The sequence below is a fragment of the Streptomyces sp. HUAS TT11 genome (assembly GCF_051553595.1).
In the GTDB taxonomy this organism is placed as follows: Bacteria; Actinomycetota; Actinomycetes; order Streptomycetales; family Streptomycetaceae; genus Streptomyces.
In genome coordinates this window covers 614,366-631,847 of the sequence record NZ_CP196184.1, presented here as the reverse complement: position 1 = coordinate 631,847, position 17,482 = coordinate 614,366, and the positions used below count along the sequence as shown (strand labels likewise).

At 68.5% G+C, this 17,482-nt stretch carries 13 protein-coding genes and 2 pseudogenes; 6 read left to right on the top strand and 9 right to left on the bottom strand.

Annotation, left to right across the window (positions count from 1 at the left end; translation table 11 throughout):
- Nucleotides 1-14 precede the first annotated feature (14 nt).
- On the bottom strand, nucleotides 15-1,418 hold the full coding sequence (locus ACSHXN_RS03100) for a hypothetical protein (protein ID WP_438302589.1): 1,404 nt from the start codon (nucleotides 1,416-1,418) through the stop codon (nucleotides 15-17).
- Between the two features lie 960 nt (nucleotides 1,419-2,378).
- Entirely contained in the window at nucleotides 2,379-3,257 is an 879-nt protein-coding gene (locus ACSHXN_RS03095; protein ID WP_438302588.1) for a helix-turn-helix transcriptional regulator, read from the bottom strand.
- 105 nt (nucleotides 3,258-3,362) lie between these two features.
- Here ACSHXN_RS03095 and ACSHXN_RS03090 point away from each other — a divergent pair, with 105 nt between their 5' ends.
- Both ACSHXN_RS03090 and ACSHXN_RS03085 read left to right on the top strand, forming a co-directional pair.
- Nucleotides 3,363-4,061 (top strand): SDR family NAD(P)-dependent oxidoreductase, encoded by a 699-nt coding sequence (locus tag ACSHXN_RS03090; RefSeq protein ID WP_355140722.1) that lies wholly within the window; start codon nucleotides 3,363-3,365, stop codon nucleotides 4,059-4,061.
- A 147-nt stretch (nucleotides 4,062-4,208) separates the two neighbouring features.
- Nucleotides 4,209-4,910: pseudogene (locus ACSHXN_RS03085) on the top strand (transposase); the annotation flags it as partial.
- A 20-nt stretch (nucleotides 4,911-4,930) separates the two neighbouring features.
- Here ACSHXN_RS03085 and ACSHXN_RS03080 read toward each other — a convergent pair.
- A complete protein-coding gene (locus ACSHXN_RS03080; RefSeq protein WP_438302587.1) occupies nucleotides 4,931-6,193 on the bottom strand; it encodes an IS110 family transposase in 1,263 nt (420 codons plus the stop codon).
- Between the two features lie 420 nt (nucleotides 6,194-6,613).
- Here ACSHXN_RS03080 and ACSHXN_RS03075 point away from each other — a divergent pair.
- Nucleotides 6,614-6,913: pseudogene (locus ACSHXN_RS03075) on the top strand (transposase); the annotation flags it as partial.
- A 19-nt stretch (nucleotides 6,914-6,932) separates the two neighbouring features.
- Here the strand turns inward: ACSHXN_RS03075 and ACSHXN_RS03070 are convergent.
- The 6 genes from ACSHXN_RS03070 to ACSHXN_RS03045 all read right to left on the bottom strand — a co-directional run bounded on the left by ACSHXN_RS03070 (nucleotide 6,933) and on the right by ACSHXN_RS03045 (nucleotide 13,799).
- Nucleotides 6,933-7,574, bottom strand: coding sequence for a hypothetical protein (locus tag ACSHXN_RS03070; RefSeq protein ID WP_438302586.1), 642 nt, complete (start codon nucleotides 7,572-7,574; stop codon nucleotides 6,933-6,935).
- A gap of 901 nt (nucleotides 7,575-8,475) precedes the next feature.
- Entirely contained in the window at nucleotides 8,476-9,261 is a 786-nt protein-coding gene (locus ACSHXN_RS03065) for an enoyl-CoA hydratase-related protein (RefSeq protein ID WP_355140719.1), read from the bottom strand.
- Nucleotides 9,258-10,436 (bottom strand): CaiB/BaiF CoA transferase family protein, encoded by a 1,179-nt coding sequence (locus ACSHXN_RS03060; protein ID WP_355140718.1) that lies wholly within the window; start codon nucleotides 10,434-10,436, stop codon nucleotides 9,258-9,260. The genes ACSHXN_RS03065 and ACSHXN_RS03060 overlap by 4 nt, the downstream gene beginning before the upstream one ends.
- The gene (locus ACSHXN_RS03055) at nucleotides 10,433-11,797 is read right to left on the bottom strand and encodes an FAD-dependent oxidoreductase (RefSeq protein WP_355140717.1); all 1,365 of its coding nucleotides are present in this window, start codon (nucleotides 11,795-11,797) and stop codon (nucleotides 10,433-10,435) included. Before ACSHXN_RS03055 ends, ACSHXN_RS03060 begins: the two co-directional genes overlap by 4 nt.
- Nucleotides 11,790-13,034, bottom strand: coding sequence for an MFS transporter (locus tag ACSHXN_RS03050; RefSeq protein WP_355140716.1), 1,245 nt, complete (start codon nucleotides 13,032-13,034; stop codon nucleotides 11,790-11,792). The genes ACSHXN_RS03055 and ACSHXN_RS03050 overlap by 8 nt, the downstream gene beginning before the upstream one ends.
- A 156-nt stretch (nucleotides 13,035-13,190) precedes the next feature.
- Nucleotides 13,191-13,799 (bottom strand): helix-turn-helix domain-containing protein, encoded by a 609-nt coding sequence (locus tag ACSHXN_RS03045; RefSeq protein WP_355140715.1) that lies wholly within the window; start codon nucleotides 13,797-13,799, stop codon nucleotides 13,191-13,193.
- 250 nt (nucleotides 13,800-14,049) lie between these two features.
- Here ACSHXN_RS03045 and ACSHXN_RS03040 point away from each other — a divergent pair, with 250 nt between their 5' ends.
- The 3 genes from ACSHXN_RS03040 to ACSHXN_RS03030 all read left to right on the top strand — a co-directional run bounded on the left by ACSHXN_RS03040 (nucleotide 14,050) and on the right by ACSHXN_RS03030 (nucleotide 17,378).
- On the top strand, nucleotides 14,050-15,483 hold the full coding sequence (locus ACSHXN_RS03040; protein ID WP_355140714.1) for an aldehyde dehydrogenase family protein: 1,434 nt from the start codon (nucleotides 14,050-14,052) through the stop codon (nucleotides 15,481-15,483).
- Between the two features lie 219 nt (nucleotides 15,484-15,702).
- Nucleotides 15,703-16,605, top strand: coding sequence for a dihydrodipicolinate synthase family protein (locus ACSHXN_RS03035; RefSeq protein WP_438302585.1), 903 nt, complete (start codon nucleotides 15,703-15,705; stop codon nucleotides 16,603-16,605).
- The gene (locus tag ACSHXN_RS03030; protein WP_438302584.1) at nucleotides 16,605-17,378 is read left to right on the top strand and encodes an SDR family oxidoreductase; all 774 of its coding nucleotides are present in this window, start codon (nucleotides 16,605-16,607) and stop codon (nucleotides 17,376-17,378) included. Before ACSHXN_RS03035 ends, ACSHXN_RS03030 begins: the two co-directional genes overlap by 1 nt.
- The last annotated feature ends 104 nt before the right edge of the window (nucleotides 17,379-17,482 follow it).

Sequence of the window (17,482 nt, the reverse complement as noted above, 5' to 3'; positions counted from 1 at the left end):
AAAGACGCTGGGCCTTACAAGCGGGGCCAGAGGTGGGCGAACTCGCGCTCGACCGTGTTGAGGTTACGCGGGGTGCTGGTGAGCTTTTCCAGGAAGGCGAATCTCCGTCGTCTGCGCCAGTTGCCTACCTGTCCTGCGGCGAAAGTGAGTCCTGGGATGAGAGCGCCGAGCAGGGGAGACCCGATACTGACCAGGTCCTTGGCCGTTTGGACTGCCGGCTCCATTGTGGGGTGCCGGGCGACCAGTTCGCCTTCGAAGCGCACGCCGTACGAGGAGAGTTCGGCGCAGGCGCGGGCGACGTCGTCACGGTTGCCCTCGGCGATGGCAGCGTCCACGCGGGAGCAGTGCTCGCGGTATCGCCGGGCGGGCCTGCTGTCCCGGATTTCGAGGGTGATGGGCAGGACTTCGCTGGGTTTGCCGGCACGGCTGAGAACGTGTTTGAGGACGAGAGGAATGCGAACCTCGAACGCCTCGTAGGTGAGGAGTTCGTTGATCTGCTGGTCGCGGTCGCGTTCCGCGTCGTCCACGAGCGTCGCCACCCGCTCGGCGAATGCGCGGCGCGGGCGGGGCGGGACAAGGCCAGTCCTCAACGCGTCGGCTCCGTACGGACAGCCCAGCAAGTCGGCGAGGAGCACGTAGACGCGAGTCCGGTAAATCAGGTGGGCGGCGAAGAGTTCGGGGTGTGCGCTACGGCTCACGCTTCCCACCGTCCAGTAGTAGTCCATCTCCGACCAGAATCCATCGCCGTCGGTCTCGTCGATCGCGCCGACTGCGGCTTGGCTTCTCAGGAGCGTGCCGGTCATGGACTCGCCACGGTAGTACTCCTCGTCATCCACGAGTTCGACCAGATGGTGCGGCGACACATGTGCCAGCTCCGGGTCGATCGCGCGCAGGTGCTCGAGGACCTGCTCCTCCCTCAGCGGAACACCCAGCAAAGTGCGGAGGTCGTCGATCATCCCCTGTGGACCTGCGGACTCCAGTGCCGTCGCCTTGGCCAGCGCTAAGACGGCGAACACCTCCTCCGAGGACAGCCTCTTGCTGGCGTCTTGGGCGAGTTCCTTCGCCGCACGCAGCAGCGGGTCTCCGTACTCGGTTGCCCAACCTTCCGGACCCGTCAGCACGTTCTCGTAGAGAATGGCAGCGTTGACGTACTCCGCTACCGCCTGCAGCGTGAGCCGCGGACGCGTGGGCAGCCGGATCCGCGAGTCCTCCCAGCGCGCCCCGCTGAAGTACCGCAGGGCATGGTCGACGGTGGCGTGGTCCAGCACGATGCTGGAAATCGAGCCTGGCGTGTCGTTTCTCGCCGTCGCCTCTCCCAGCACACGTGCCGCATGATCGGGATTGTTGAACAGGGCCTGTAGACGGCGCCTGTTCTCCTGGTCTCGTGCCTGGAGCTCTTCACGGTGCCGCCTGTCCATCACCACCCTCCCAGGATGAACGATCAGCACCTCTCGATGAAGGCGCATGCCGCATTTCCCGGATGCAACAACGGATCGGTGTGGCAATCAGGGCGGGTCAGCGCGATAGGTGGCCAGTAGTACGCCTGGGAGGGTGCAGTCGCCGACCTCGTCGCAGCCGATGACGATCGCGGGGCGCGGTCTTCGATGCGCGGCCACTGCAAGCCCTGAACGGCATCGACCCGCGGTCATTGCTCGCTACGTCCCGACCCCGTCCGGGGCCGGTTCGACCACCGCGCCGGCGAAGCGTCTGTGGGCCGCGCGGTCGACGCTCGCTGGTCCTGCGGTCGTTTGAGGAAGACCAGCTCGCTCGCGCCCTGGCCCTGGTCGAGCCGTTCTTGCCGGTCGGCAGCGCGCGGGCCGTGTGACCCGGAGACGGCGCGGCGGCAGCGCTATGGCCTCTCCTTCGCGACCGTGTTTTCCCGCGATCCGGGGTCTGTTGGTCGATGCAGCGCGCCGTACTGGCGTGTCCGGTGACCCGGGCGATGGCACCCAGCGCCGGCTGGCCCCGCACGCGCTCGACGCAGCGGTCCTGTTCCATCTGGTCCTCGAGTCGGCACCGGCCCGGACGTCCTGGGCACGCCGTCGGCGACGAGGGCGACGCGGTGCGGGACAAGCCCGCCGCGCATACGAGAATCGCCTCAACGCTCCGAAGTGGTGCCCCAGCGCCGCGGCGGTCGGTTAGGGCGCGTATCGAGTTGTGATCAATGAGTGGTCCGGGTGAGGTCTTTGATCCAGATCATCGAGGCGCGCAGGTATATGGTGAGGCAGCTGTCTGGGGTCCTATCGGATGGTGATGCCTCGCCAGGCCTTGAGCTTGTTGATCAGGCCCTCGACGGTGTTTCTCTCCTGGTAGAGGTCAGCATCGTGGTTCGGCGCTCGCCGCGCACATGCAACCGGTCGATCGACGCGTAGGGCGGATCAGTTGCGCATGCTGGCCGGTGGGCCGACGACGGTGGTGAGCCGGAGTTTGGTCTCGTCTTCACTGCCCGGCGCGGCGGTCATGATGACAATCTTGAGCTCGGTGTCGCCGTCGGTCAGGACATCGCAGTCCACCGTGACCGGGCCCACCGACGGATGGTCGACCGTCTTGCGGACCTCGCGGTTCGCGGTCACCTCTCCCGTCGCCCACAGCTCGGCGAACCTCTCGTTGCCTGCGTTCAGGTCGCGGACCAGCGCGGCCAGGCGGCTGTCCCGGGGGAAGCGGCCGGTGGCGCGGCGCAGGTCGGAGACGAGGGCGGCGTCGGCGGTGTCGGGGTCCGTCTCGGTGACCGGCCACAGCGCGAGGGGGGTGTGATCGACGTCCACCGGGAACCTGTCGCGGGCGAAGTTGCGCATCCGCGGCGGCGAGGCCAAGGGGTCGCCCAGCAGGGCGGCCCACCCGTGGTTCCACCACACCAGTTGCCAGTCCGCCGCGAACACGGCAACCGGTACGTCTCCGAGGCGGACGAGCACCCGTTGCATACCGGGCGGGAGATGGTCGCAGATCGTGCCGTCCGCCGGCGGCAGGATCTGGGCCAGCCGGTAGAGGTGGTCCCGCTCGGCGGTGGACAGCTGGAGGGCGCGCGCCAAGGACGCCACCACCGACGCCGAGGGTGTCGTGGCCCGCCCCTGCTCCAGGCGCACGACGTAGTCGACCGACACTCCGGCCAGGTCGGCCAGTTCCTCGCGCCGCAGCCCGACCGTCCGGCGCTTGCGGACGACCGGCAGCCCAACGGCCGACGGAGGCAGCCGGTTCCGCCACGTGCGGATCATCGCGCCCAGTCCGGCCCCGGGGGGTGGCGTCGTCATGCTCTCCATCCTCCCGCGTCCCCGATCACATGCGGAGGCGCGAAGGTGGTACTGGTCTTCCCACCGTCGAAGCCTCCCTGGTCCGGCTCCCTCGTCAAGGCAACCATCGAAGGCATGACGATCACTTTCATCACCGGAGCCAACAAGGGCATCGGTCGCGAGACCGCCCGCCGCCTCATCGCCTGCGGTCACACCGTTCTCCTGGGAGCCCGCGACCGAGAGCGGGGTGAGGAGGCAGCCGCCGCGCTGGGCGCACGCTTCGTCCCCGTCGACGTGACCGACGACGCGTCCGTGGCCGCCGCCGCCGCGGACGTCGCCGAGCACGAGGGCAGGATCGATGTCCTGATCAACAACGCAGGGGTCCAGGGTCCCTTCGGGGATCCCGGCGACCTCACCGCCGCCGACGCCCGCGCCGTCCTCGACGTCAACGTCATCGGCGTCGTCCGCACCACCACCGCGTTCCTGCCGCTGCTGCGCCGTTCGGACGACCCCGTGATCATCAACGTCAGCAGCGGCATGGGCTCCCTCGCCTTCACCCACGACCCCGGCCGGTCCGAGTCGCACGCCGTCGTGCCGCTGTACGCCTCCTCGAAGGCGGCGCTGACGATGTTGACCACGCAGTACGCCAAAGGGCTCAAGGACATTCGCGTCAACGCCGCCGACCCCGGCTACACCGCGACCGACATAAACGGTCACAGCGGCTCCCAGACCGTCACCGAGGGCACGGACGCGATCGTCGCCCTCGCCACCGAGGGGCCCGGTGCCGGCACCGGACGCTTCATCGACCGCCATGGCGAGATCGCCTGGTCCTGAGACCGGCGGCGCCGGATCACCACTCCAGGCGACAAGGACATCACGTAGTCGTCGCAGTATTCGGGGCAGCTCCAGGGCGCAGATCGGATCGTGATCAATTTGCGGGATTCGCCCTCGCGGCGGGCCCGGACCGGTAGATCTTCTTGCGTGACGCGAGTGCAACTGAAGGACGTCGAATGGGAGTTCATCGAGCCGTACCTGCCGATCGGCGGGTACGGCCCCTACCCCGAGCGGCTGCGGCAGCAGTTCGAAGGCGTGATTTGGCGGTTCAAGACCGGCGGCCAGTGGCGGGAGATGCCGCAGGAGTTCGGTGCCTGGCCGACCGTTCACAACCGCTTCCGGCACTGGCGTGACGCAGGCGTCTTCGAGGCCCTGCCGGAGGGCCTGATCGCGGAAGCCGCGAAGCGGGGTGCGGTGGACCTGTCCCTGGTCAGCATCGACTCCACCACCGCGCGCGCCCACCACGACGCCCCCGGCATGCACCTGGGCGAGGATGTCCTCCCCGCCCTGGAGAAAGCCGCGGCTGAGGAGAAGGCCAGGCCAAAGGGGGCAGCGGCGAAGGAACAAAAGAGACAGGACGCCGAAGCGGATCCCGAGCGGGAGGAGCGACGACGTATCCGACGTCGGCGCAAGCTCCGGCTGAAGGCCGCCCTCCTGGGGCGTTCCAGGGGTGGGCAGACCAGCAAGGTCAACCTCGCCGCCGACCGAAAGTGCCGCCCGCTGGCGTGCGTCCTGGCCGCGGGCCAGGCCGCGGACAGCCCACAGTTCATCCCCGTGCTGGGCACGATACGGGTCCCCGGACCCGTCGGCCGGCCCCGCACCCGGCCGGACGCGGTCGCCGGGGACAAGACATCCCACGCCGATAAGCGTCAAGCCGCCGCTGCTCTGAGTGCTGCTGAGGCCTGTGGGAAGGCGGCTGCTTCGTCGTAGGTGTGGCCGTTCTGGAGGCAGTGGAACAGCATGCCCATGAAGCGGTTGAAGAGGTTCCGCTGTGCTGCGACGTGGCGGTCGCCGGCGGCCCTTCGGCGGTCGTAGTGGGCTCTGGCTCCTGGTGACCTGGTGAGAGAGTTGAAGGCCCAGACGTAGCCGACGGCGGCCAGTCTCTGGTTCTTGACCTTCCGGCTCATGACCTTGCAGCTCTTGCCGCTGGCCCTGGTGACCGGGGCGCTTCCCGCGTAGGCCTTGAGGGATCCGGCGGTGGCGAAGCGGGTGCGGTCGTCGCCGATCTCCGCCAGGACCCGGGCGCCGGTCAGTGCGGCGAGACCCGGAAAGCTGCGGATGATCGGAGCGTCCGGATGCTCCTCGAAGGCCTGCGTGACGGCCTCTTCGAGCTGGGCGGCGTTGTCGCAGGCGGTGTTCAGCTGCCTGAGCAGGGCGGAAGTCTGATGTCCCAGAGCCGCTTCGACCTGCGGGAGTTGGTGGAGGTAGTCGCGTCTGAAGACCTCGTGGAGTCTTTCGGCCTCGGCCTGGATGCCGCGGACACGGCCGGCCTGTTTGAGCAGCAACTGCAGACGCTGCCGTGTCAGCTTCGCAGCCGATGTCGGGGTCGGTGCCGCGGCCAGGATGCTGCGGGCTTCCCTTGAGCACAGGCCGTGCTTGTGCTGGGCGAAGGCGGCGAGGATCGCCGGATAGAACTCTCTGAGCTGGGAGCGAAGCTTGTTGTGGGCCTGGCCGCGGACCCAGACAGCGTCCTGCTGGGCCCGGGCGAGCACGGCGATGGCCTGGACGAGCTCGGAGTCCGCCGGCAGCGGGCGGTGGGCGGCCATGTCGGTTCGCAGGATGTTGGCCAGAGCCGCGGCGTCGACGGCGTCCGACTTCTTGCGGGCAACGGAGTGGCGGTCCCGGTAGCGGGCGACCGCCAGCGGATTGATCGCGAAGACCGGTCGGCCAGTGGCCCGCAGGCAAGCGACGAGCAGTCCGCGGGAGGTCTCGATCGCCACCGGAACGGGCGCATCCTCGCTGTCGCCGTGCTCGGCCAGCAGAGCCGTGATCTGGGCAAACCCTGCGGCATCGTCGCTGATCCGCACCTTGGCGAGCTGCTGTCCACCCGCATCGACCAGTGCGACGTCGTGGTGATCTTCGGCCCAGTCCACCCCGCAGAACACTGGCGTCGGTAATCCGACGATCTCCATCCGACCCTCCTTCGTGACGACTCTCTTCCCAGGTCAGAGCCTGTGCAGGGTGCGCGTGCTCCCTAATGGAAGTGCTCAAGGCACGTCATCCCACCAGCCGTTCGCAACCCCAGCGAGTCACACGGCCCTCGGTCCGCGTCAGAGCTGAAAGCTCAAGGCAGAGCTGAGAAGTGATCCGCGCAACCGGCTCGGACTACGAACAGCCAACCGTTCGAGAGCCGCAACCGGACCGTCCCGCAGCAACAGGACCTCTTCGAGACCCCTGCAGAACTAACCACGACTGATTCCGAACACTCCTGCCCGGACTGCTGGGCGCGAGCCAGCCTCGTCTTGTCAACAGAGCTCTCAGGCCCGGGCATACTCGAAGGCTCGGCTCGCGCCCACGAAGGCCAACATGCGCCGGCCTTCGCCTCCCATTAGGCCTACTCGTCCCGTGGTAACCGGGTCCACCTACGCAAACGCGGTATCAAGGCCGTCATCCCCGAGAAGAAGGACCAGGCCACCAACCGGAAGAAGAAGGGCAGGGGCGGCGGCCGGCCGGTCAGGCACGACGCCGACCTGTACAAGGAGAGGAACACCGTCGAGCGCCTGATCAACAAGCTCAAGGCCTGGCGAGGCATCGCCACCCGATACGACAAGAGCCCGGACAGCTACCTCGCGGGCCTCCACCTACGCGCCTCGATGATCTGGATCAAGGGCCTCACACGAACCACCCCTTGATCACAACCAAATACGCGCCCTAACCGTTGCGCCGCCGATGCCCCCCATAGAAGACAGACGCCCCCACCACCAGAGTCAGCCCGATGGTCGTAGCAACGGTGATCTCACTCGTGTCCTGATCCCCGGATCGGTACGGCAGCCACGGATCGAGCAGCCCCAGCGGGTCCTCGCGTACCACGATCCGCTCGCCCTTCTTGGCCTGACCGAAGCAGTTCTGCATTTGGGAGACCTCGAACGTGCGCTGCTCACCGCTCAGTTCACGGATCGAGCACATCATGTCGGCGCCATGCTTGCGGTGCTGGTCGACGACGTCCACGACAACTGCGTCCACCGGCTCTCCTACGGTCCGCATGTACCCCTCATAGACCGCCGGCCCGGCGAATAGCGTCAGTGCGAAACCGGCCACCGCCACCAGCGTGGCCGCCCCGGCCCGGTGCCACACTCCGCCGACCACAATTGTCGCGACCGCGACGACGGCCACCACAACCACCACCCCGAGCAGCGTCACCCACTGCGCCACCCCCGCTCCGAACAGCAGCAGCACCGGAACCGCCACGGCCCACATCAACGAGTTGATCGCCTTGCGACCCGGACTCAGCGCGCGCTTCCCGCTCACCACCCCGCCAGGCACGGCCCCCGCCGCGGCCTCGAATTCGCTCATGCCCCCGTCGCCTCCCAGACATCGTCACTCGTTCACCGACGACAGTAGGGGCCCCAGCGAGGCCTGATGCAAGGGGCCATTCCACTCGACTACATATTGTCGTGAGGCGACGCAATGCCGGTTGCGGAGTCAATGGGCCTCCAATCAGAGCTTGCCCCCTGCAGATCCATCCAGCGCCGAGAACCGCGTTCCGCAGAGAGCCCCAGGCCAGGAGGCGTGGGAGGTTGGTGTCGGGCCCGAACGCGAGGCAGGCGCCGTCGCAACTGGTGCAGCCGAAGGCTTGCGCGATGCATAGCCGCCGACGGGAGTTGACGCGGCCTGTGGGCGGCCAGGCCGCGCCTGCGCGGCCACGCGGTGGGCGGTCGGCGAGATCTTCCACTCGGTGGAGCTTGCGAGCAACAGCACGTCGAAGGAGCTCCATGGGTGAGGTGGTGCTTGCCGCCGTCCTGTGCGGCAAAGGCTGCCGGGATGCCCAGGGAAACGATCCGCTCCAGCCACGGCAGCGACTCGGCGAGGGTCACCGCGGCATCCAGCGGGACGTCGGGGGCTACGGCCCAGGCAGTGGTCGCGGCCGTAACGGTCGAGGGTTGCCTTCGGCCCAAGCGAACCATGCGGGCCCTGTGCAACTCTCCGTGCTGAAGGGGTAGTTCAAGCAGGAGGAGTGCCGGTCCCGTCGCAGGGCGGGTCGAAGGGCGTGGTGCGGTCCCACTCTCGTTGAGGTCGGTACCCATGCAGGATTGAACTGTTGGGCGAGTGTCTGGTGCGGGTGGATACTGGCTGGCGCGTAGGGTGTTGAGGTCAGGGACGACGATGTGTCTGCCGTGGACGTGGGCGAGGTTCGCGCGGGCGAGTTCGTCGAGTGTCGTGTCGGTGTCCGGGACGATGCTGCCGGGGGCGGTCGTCAGCGTCCTGTCCACACGGGGGCGCGCTTGTTCTGGAAGGCGAGCACTCCCTCTTTGCTGTCTTCGCTGTCGAGGGCGGCCATGACGGCGGGCAGCCGTGCGTCTCGCGCTTCGCGGGCGCTGAGCTGCGCGGTACGGGTGACGAGCTGCTTGATCGCCCGGACCGACGAGGGCGAGCAGGCCAGCACGTCGTCCACCCAGCGCTGCACCGCGTCGTCGAGTTCGGCGGCCGGGACGACCTCGTTGACCAGGCCGAGGCGGTGCAACTCGCTCGCGGGCACCCGCTTGCCCGTGAGCAGCATGCCCATGGCGGCGTTGTGTGGGATCTTCCGTTGCAGCAGGACCATGCCGCCGTCCAGCGGCAGCCTGCCGACCCGCGGCTCGGGCAGCCCGAACTTGGCGGTGTCCGATGCGATGACGATGTCGCAGCCCAGGACCATCTCCATCCCGCCGCCGACCGCGTAGCCGTTGACCCGCGCGATGACCGGCACGTCCAGTGTCGTGCGCAGGCTCAGTCCGCCGAACCCGTTCGGATCGAGCTGCGACCAGTATTCGAGGCCGGTCTTGTCGATTGCCCTTTGGGACATGTCCGCGCCGACGCAGAACGCGCGGTCGCCGGCTCCGGTGAGCACCACGCACCGTACCTCGGGGGAGGTCTCGATCTGGGCCCAGATCTGGTTGAGCCGGTCGGTGGTCGGTCCGTCGACGGCGTTGAGCACGGCGGGCCGGTCGATCGTCACGTAGGCGACGAAGTCTTTGATCTCGAGTCGGACTTCATCGGTCATGATATGGCTCCGTTCTCGCGCAGCCGCGCGATCCGCTCCTCGTCGTAACCGTGCTCGGCCAGCAGTTCGGCGGTGTTCTCACCGAGCTGCGGCGCACGACGGTCCACCGTGGCTGGGGTCGCGGACAGGCTGATGGGGGAGTTGAGCACCTGCACGACGCCTTCGCCGGGGTGTTCCATCTTGACGATCATGTTGTTGATCGCCGTCTGCTCGTCAGCCAGGGCATCGGCCATGGTCCGCACTGGGGCGCACAGGAGGTCCTGCTCTTCGAGCCGTCGTACCCAGTGGGCGGTGGTGTTGGTGGTAAACCTCTCGCGGAAGAGTCCCTGCAGCTCCGCCTTGGCTGCCATGTGCCCCGGCGGGTCCTGCAGGTCCGCTCGCTGCCACAGGGTGTCGGGCAGGTCCAGCGCAGCACAGATGTCGCGCAGGGGCTCCTGCTTGAAGGCGCCGACCAGGCACACCGCGCCGTCGGTGGTGGCGAAGACCCCGGACAGTGGCATGGCCGCCCAGTTGATCTCCGTTCCGCGGTTGAGGTGGGTTGCTGCCTCCTGCATTTGCATGTGGAGCATGGAGTCGAACATGCGGACGTCGACGCGCTGGCCTTCGCCGGTCCGTTCGCGCGCGAGTAGTGCCAGCAGGATTCCTTGAAGGAGATGCATTCCGGTGGTGTAGTCGCACAACGTCGTCGGGTAGATGCTCAGCGGGATGTCCTCGCTCTGGCGGCGCCACATCACCCCCGAGAGAGCCTGCAGCAGCACGTCCTGCCCGCCCTTGTGCGCGTAGGGGCCGCTTTCGCCGAAGCCGGTTCCGGACGCCCAGATCAGGCGCGGGTTGATCGCCTTCATCGCCTCGTACCCGAACCCGATACGATCCATCACCCCGGCCCGGAAGTTGCTGACCACCACATCGGCGTCACGGATCAGATCGAGGACGACCTGTTTGCCCTCCTCACCGCGAGTGTCGATGCTGATGCTGCGCTTGTTCCGGTTGATGGAGTAGAAGATCGGGTTGTCCAAGCCGTGCGGGTCCACCACGGACGACCGCGACAGGTCGCCAACCTTCGGACGCTCGATCTTGATGACGTCCGCGCCGTAGTCACCGAGCAGTTGCGTGGCCGATGGACCCATGAACACCTGGGTGAAGTCGACAACCGTGATGCCTTCGAGTGCCTTCATATGTCTGTTCCTTCAGTCGATGCCGTGGTGACCGTCGCGTTCGCGCTCGGTTGGTCGCCCGGGTCCGCCCCGAACTTGCGCATCACTCCCTGAATGTCGGGTGCGGGAACCTCCCGTACCGTGCAGCCACGATCGGCCGCCAGGGCTGCAGCCACGCCTGCGGCCTGGCCCATCGCCATGCACGGCGGGATCTCCCGGGACATCTTCTGGGCCTGCGGAGTCGCCGAGTAGTGCCGGCCGGCCACCAGCAGTTGGTCGACCTCCTTCGGCAGCAGCGCCCGATAGGGCGTGTAGTAGTCCCGCCCTCGGGCCACCGTGTCGGCGAAGTGCCTGCGCGAGTGGATGTCCTCGGCGGTGACCACGTACTCGCCTTCGAGCAGCCTGGTCTGCCGCACACCCATCTGTTCCGCCACGTCCACGACGTAGGCGTTCTCGAAGCCCGGCAGTGTCTCCCGGCACAGGGCGACGGCCTCCGAGATACGGTCCCGTGCCGCGAACTCGGCCGAGGTCATCGACTCCGGGTCGGTGCCGTCGTAGCCGGTCATGTGGGGTGCGTTACACCACACCACGCCAGGGATCGGGGTCTTGAGCCACCACAGCTCCCAGGCGCCGCCGAGAACCCGCTTGATCTTCCTGTTGATCTGGCGGGCCGCCTTCGGATCGGCCTGTTCGAACCGCTCGGCTGCCGCGGTGTCGACGCCGCCGAGCCGGAAGACAAGCGTGGTCAGGTAGGAGTCCTTGACGTAGGAGGCACCGGCGCGGGATGCCACGTCGATGTCCCCGGTGGTGTCGATGACCACGTCGCCGAGCACGGCCTGCGGACCGTCCTTGGTTTCCGCGATCACGCCGCGCATCACCCCGTTGTCGACGATCGGCCGCGAGAACCAACTGTGCAGGCGGAGGTTCACGCCGGACTCACGCACCAGGTCGTTGGAGACCCTCTTCCACGCGTCGGGGTCGAACGCGACCGAGTAGCAGATGGGCTTCGGGTTTTGCGACTGGTGGAAGTCGAAGACACCGTAGCGGCCCCACCTGTTCCACGTCTCCGTTGAGGCGAAACGATCCTCCTCGGGCGGTACGACAGCCAGCTCCATCTTGGTCATGCGCTCGACGTACTCCGACACGATGCCGGTGACAGTGATCTCCTGGGCGTTGATCATGTCGTCCAGGACGAGCACCATGCCGCCCGAGGCCAGGCCGCCGAGGGCCGGATAGCGCTCCAGCAACGTGACGGAAGCCCCGCTGCGGGCGGCGGTCACGGCGGCGGACACACCGGCCGGGCCGCCGCCGACCACGACGACGTCGGACTGGGCCACGACCTCGCAGTCGAGCGAGCCGGGCGAAACACGCAGATCACGCACCGAGGGACACTCCTTCAGCTTTCTTCGCCCACTGATAGAAGGCGATGCTCAGACCGGCCAGAACGGCCATGTAGACGGGGAACAGGTCGCTCAGTCCGTTGTCGGACAGCCAGACCACCAGATAGGACGCGGTACCGCCGAACGCGGCGACCCCGACCCCGTAGCCGAGTCCGCAGCCCGCGGCGCGGACTCCCTTGGGCATCAACGACGTGCTCACCAGAACGTAGAGGGTCATGTTGATCACCAGTACCGGCGCGCCCACCAGCAGTACGACCGTGAAGGTGGCGATGCTCTTGTGGGCGTAAAGCAGGAGCAGGAAGACCGCGGGGACCATCAGGAACCGACCGTAGAGGAACACCCGGGACAGGGCCCATCGGTCCGCGAGCGGGCCGACGACGAGCGAGCCGCCCATCATGATCAGCGCCAGCACGGTGGTGATGCCGAAGACGGTCGTCGGGTTCTCGCCGAATTTGGTCCGTGCGAGGGTCGGCAGGCCCACGTTCCACCCGTAGTTGAACGCCTGCGCGGCGCCGACCACGAAGATGATCGCCAGCAGGCTCCGCCACCGGGTGAACACCGACCTCCAGACCCTCGAGGTGGAGCCGATGTAGTCGGGGTCGCTCTCGTGCAGGGTTTCCGGGAGGGAGCGGCGCAGCCACAGTACGACGAGGCCCATCACGGCGCCGACCCAGAACGGGATGCGCCAACCCCAGTCACCCATCAGCGCATCGCCCAGCGTGAGCCCCAACACGTAGTTGATCAGCGAGGCGAGCAGAATGCCGAAGTTGACAAAGAAGCTGATGACACCGGCGGCCGTGCCCGACCGGCCTTTCGGCATGACCTCCGCACCGTACGCCGTGGACAGCGGTGCTTCTACGCCGGTGGAAATTCCTTGCAGCAGGCGGCAGACGAGCAGGATCAGCGGTGCCGCCACACCTATGGTGCCGGCGTCGGGTATCACCCCTATGACCAAAGTCGTCAGTGCCATCATCCCCACTGACAGAAGCATCACCCTGCGGCGGCCTATGCGGTCGGCGACACCACCGAGCACGATGCCGCCGATGGGCCGCATTGCGAAACCGACGGCGAAGATCGACAAGGTGCTCAGTGTCGCGTCGACAGAGCTCTCGTTGCGGAAGAAATGCGGGCCGATGGTGACCGCCAGCAGGCCGAAGATCTGCCAGTCGTACCACTCGAGGGTGTTGCCGAGACCCAGGCCAAGCATCGCGCGGCGCATCGCCGCAGGACGATCCCTGGATTCTCTGGCCGGTCTTTCGTTGGTGAAATCAGCGGCGCCGGGCGCCCTTTCGGGAAGTGTGGACATGGCTACGCCTTCCGGACGGCCACGACTGTGGGGCCGTCGGACATAGGGGAAGGGGGAGCGCCGCTCTGACTACCAAGTCGGCGGCGTGGAAACCCAGATGCAGTGCGCCGGCTCGTCGCCGGCGTTGACGTACCAGTGCGGAATCGTTGAGGAATAGCGGATGGAATCGCCCGCTTCGAGATGGTGACGCACGCCGTCGACGAACACGTCGAGACTGCCCGAGAGGACGATCCCGAACTCTTCTCCGTTGTGGGTGAACGGCGTCTTACTGGTGTCGTGGCCGGGTTGCGAAGTCACCCAGGTGGCTTCGAGGGCGCCGGACAGGTCGGGCGTGAGCAGTTCGTAGGTGGCCGCGGCGGTCGCCAGGCCGTGCCCGCCCACCCGACGGCGTTCCGTCTTGCGGACGATGGGCGACTTGTTGTCCTCGATGCGCAGCAGGAGCCGGCCCACGGGAACGTCCAGGGCGTGCGCCAGCTGAACCAGGGTGGCGAAAGCAGGGTTGCCGATTCCGCGCTCGAGCTGGCTGATCACACCCACCGAAAGACCGCTGGCTTCAGCAAGCTGCTCCAGTGTCAGCGTGCGTTCCCGGCGTATGGACCGCACCGTCTCACCGATGGCGGCAACCAGGGGGGCGATCGTTGGACCGTCGCTCGACCGAGGCTTCGCTGCTTCACTCATGGACACAACCTAGTGAGGATTTTCATTCTGTCAACGGTTTGTTGCGACGTCGCTGGGGAGCCTGTCCCGTGAGCAATCCGTCCTTGGTCAGCGCGGACGCCGCCGCGGGCGAGCTTGAAGCCATGCTTTCGGCGGCGCAGGAGGCCGCCTCCGCACTGCGTGACTCCGCTGCCTTGACGCATGGGCACAACGTAGTGAAGATTTTCATTCTGTCAACGGTTTGTTGCGACGTCGCTAGGGAGCCTGTCCGGTGAACAACCCGTTTTTGGTCAGCGCGGATACCACCGCGGGCGAGCTTGAAGTCATGCTTTCGGCGGCGCAGGAGGCCGCCTCCGCACTGCGTGACTCCACCGGCGGTGAGCGGGCGTCGTGGTTGCGTGCGGTCGGTGCGGTGATCGATGAGGAAAGGGCGGAACTGCTCGACCTGGCGGTGGCGGAGTCCCACCTCGATCGGGCCGCGCTGGACGGCGAGGTGAAGCGCACGGTGTTCCAGTTGGAGCACTTGGCGCAGGCGGCCGAGTCCGGTGAGCTGCTCCGGATCCTGGCCGAACCCGCCGACGCGGACTACCCCGTCGCGGCCCGTCCCGATCTCGTCCAGGCGATGATGCCGCTCGGCCCCGTCCTGGTCTTCACCGCCAGCAACTTCCCCTTCGCGTTCAGCGTGGCCGGCAACGACTTCGCCTCCGCCCTGGCCGCGGGCTGCCCGGTGGTGGTGAAAGCCAACCCGGGGCACCCCGCACTCAGCGCCCTGACGGCGGAGATCGTCGCCGCCGTCCTGGCGAAGGCCGGCGCCCCGAAGGGCACCTTCGCCCACATCCAGGGAGTGGAGCCGGGAGTGGCCGCGCTGCGCGACACCCGGATCAAGGCGTGCGGGTTCACCGGCTCGCTCGCCGGCGGCCGCGCGCTGTTCGACATCGCGGTGGGCCGTCCGGACCCGATCCCGTTCTACGGTGAACTCGGTTCCCTCAACCCGGTGTTCGTCACCCCCGCGGCCGCCGCCGCACGGGCCGAGGAGATCGCCGCCGGATTCGCCGCCAGCGTCTCCTTCCGCGGTGGACAACTGTGCACCAAGCCGGGCGTGCTGATCGCACCGGAGAACTCCGGCATCCTCGACGCCGCCGCCACCGCCCTCGCCGGTCTCGAACCGGCGACACTTCTGACTGACCGCATCACCGGCGCCTACACCGAAGGCACCAAGTCCCTGTCCGGCCTGCCAGGCGCACGTGTGGTGGCAGGCTCGGGGGGCACCTCGCCCACACTCGTCTCGATACCCCCCGCGAGTGTGCTGGCCACCGTGGGCGGCGGCATCGAGGAGTGCTTCGGGCCGGCGGCCGTCGTGATCGAGTACCGGGACACGGCCGAGATCGGCGCGATCGCCCGCTCGCTCGGCCCGAGCCTCACCGCGACGATTCACGGTGAGCCGGCCGACGCCGTCGCCGCGTCCCTCGTCGACCAGCTCAGCTCCTTGGCCGGCCGGGTCATCTGGAACGGGTGGCCGACCGGCGTCAGCGTGACCCGCGCCCTGCACCACGGCGGCCCCTACCCCGCCACGACCTCGCCGACCTACGGCTCGATCGGCGTGGGTTCGGCCCAGCGCTGGCTGCGCCCGGTCACGTACCAGAACTGGCCGGTGGAGCTGCTGCCCCGGGAGGTTCGGGCACGGGTCCTTCCGGCCGCGGAGTGAGGAAGGCCGCGATCCGTCTCGTGGCCAGGACCGCCACCGCCGTCACGCAGCCGGCGGCCGACGACCGCGCAGGCGGATCACCGGCCCGAACCACACCGACGGGACGCATTCCACGCCGCCCGGGGGGCCGCGCGCGGCTGCGGCCCGTCCGCCGATCCACCGGGGGCTCCGGCGGCAGCCGTTGACAGCGCACGAGTAGTGAGGAACTGAGGAACAGGAATGTCATCGACCACCCTGAAACCCGGAGTCTGGGGCGTTCTCGCGACCCCCTTCACCGGGCCCGCCCTCGACATCGACGCGACCAGCCTGGCCGGTGTCGTCGAGGCGTACGAGCGTGCGGGAGCCACCGGCCTCACCGTGCTCGGCGTCTTCGGCGAGGCCGCACAGCTCGACACCGGTGAACGGCGCGCGGTCCTTGAGACCGTCGTCGGCAGCAGCTCGCTCCCGCTCGTGGTGGGGGCGACCTCGCTCGGCACCGCGACCGTGGCCGAGGAGACCCGGCTGGCGCAGCAGGTGCTCGGCGACCGGATGGCCGCCGTGATGGTCCAGGTCAACTCGCCGGACCCGGCGGTGCTCGCCGAACACCTGCGCGCGGTCCACCGGCGGACCGGTGCCAGCATCGTCGTCCAGGACTACCCCGTGGTCAGCGGGGTACGCATCGCGGTCCCCGCACTCGCCAGGGCACTGCGAGACCTGCCGTTCGTCGCCGCCGTCAAGGCCGAGGCCCCGCCGACCCCGGGCGCCGTCGCGGTCCTCACCGAAGAGTTGGACGTCCCGGTCTTCGGTGGGCTCGGCGGCATCGGACTGCTGGACGAACTGGCCTGCGGCGCCGCCGGCGCGATGACCGGCTTCTCCTACCCCGAAGGTCTGATCGCCTGCGTGCAGGCGTGGCAGACCGGCGGCTACGAGCAGGCCAGGCAGGCGTGGCTGCCGTACCTGCCACTGGTCAACTTCGAACAGCAGGCCGGGATCGCGCTCGCCATCCGCAAGGAATGCCTGCGCCGGCGCGGGCTGTTCCAGGACTCCGCCGTACGGCCGCCCGCCTCGGCCATGCCGGACGCCCTGGCCGAGCAACTCCAACGCCACCTGGACGCCGTGGCGCCGACGACGGGGACGCGCTGATGGACATCGGACTCAAGGGACGCACCGCTCTGGTCTGCGCCTCCACCCAGGGACTGGGCGAGGCCACCGCACGGGCGCTCGCCGCGGAGGGCGCGAGCGTCGTCGTCTGCGGGCGCTCCGCCGACCGCGCGCGGGAGATCGCCGACGAACTGCCGGGCGCGATCGGGATCGCCGCCGACCTGCTCGCCGCCGACGGCCCCGAACGGCTGGTGGCCGCCGCCACCGAGGCACTCGGCGCGATCGACGTCCTGGTCCTCAACGGGCCGGGCCCGCGGCCCAAAGCCGCGGCCGACGTCACCGCGCAGGACGTCACTGAGGCGGTCGACGCACTGGTCCGACCGCAGCAGCGGCTGGTCGCCCTCACCCTGCCCGGGATGCGCGAACGCGGCTGGGGCCGCGTGCTCGCCATCGGCTCCAGCGGCGTAGCCGCCCCGTTGCCGCAACTGGCCTCGTCCAACCTCGGACGGGCCGCGCTCGCGGCGTACCTCAAGACACTCGCGGCAGAGGTGGCCGCGGACGGAGTCACCGTCAATCTGCTGCTGCCCGGCAGGATCGGCACCGAGCGGGTGGCCCGCCTGGACGAGGCGGCCGCCGAGCGGACCGGCCGCTCACCGGCCGAGGCCGCGGCCGAGTCCCGCCGCACCATCCCTGCCGGCCGCTACGGACGGCCGGAGGAGTTCGCCGCCGCCGCGGCGTTCCTGTGCGGCGCGCCCGCCTCGTACGTCACCGGTGTCGCCCTGCGTTGCGACGGCGGCCTGATCCGCAGCCTGTGACCGACCCGCCGGCGGTCCGCCCCCGGGCCGGCGACCCGCCTACCACCACCACCGCGTGCGACCTCGCCGGCCGCCCGTACCGGAACCCTGGAACGAGCAACGCC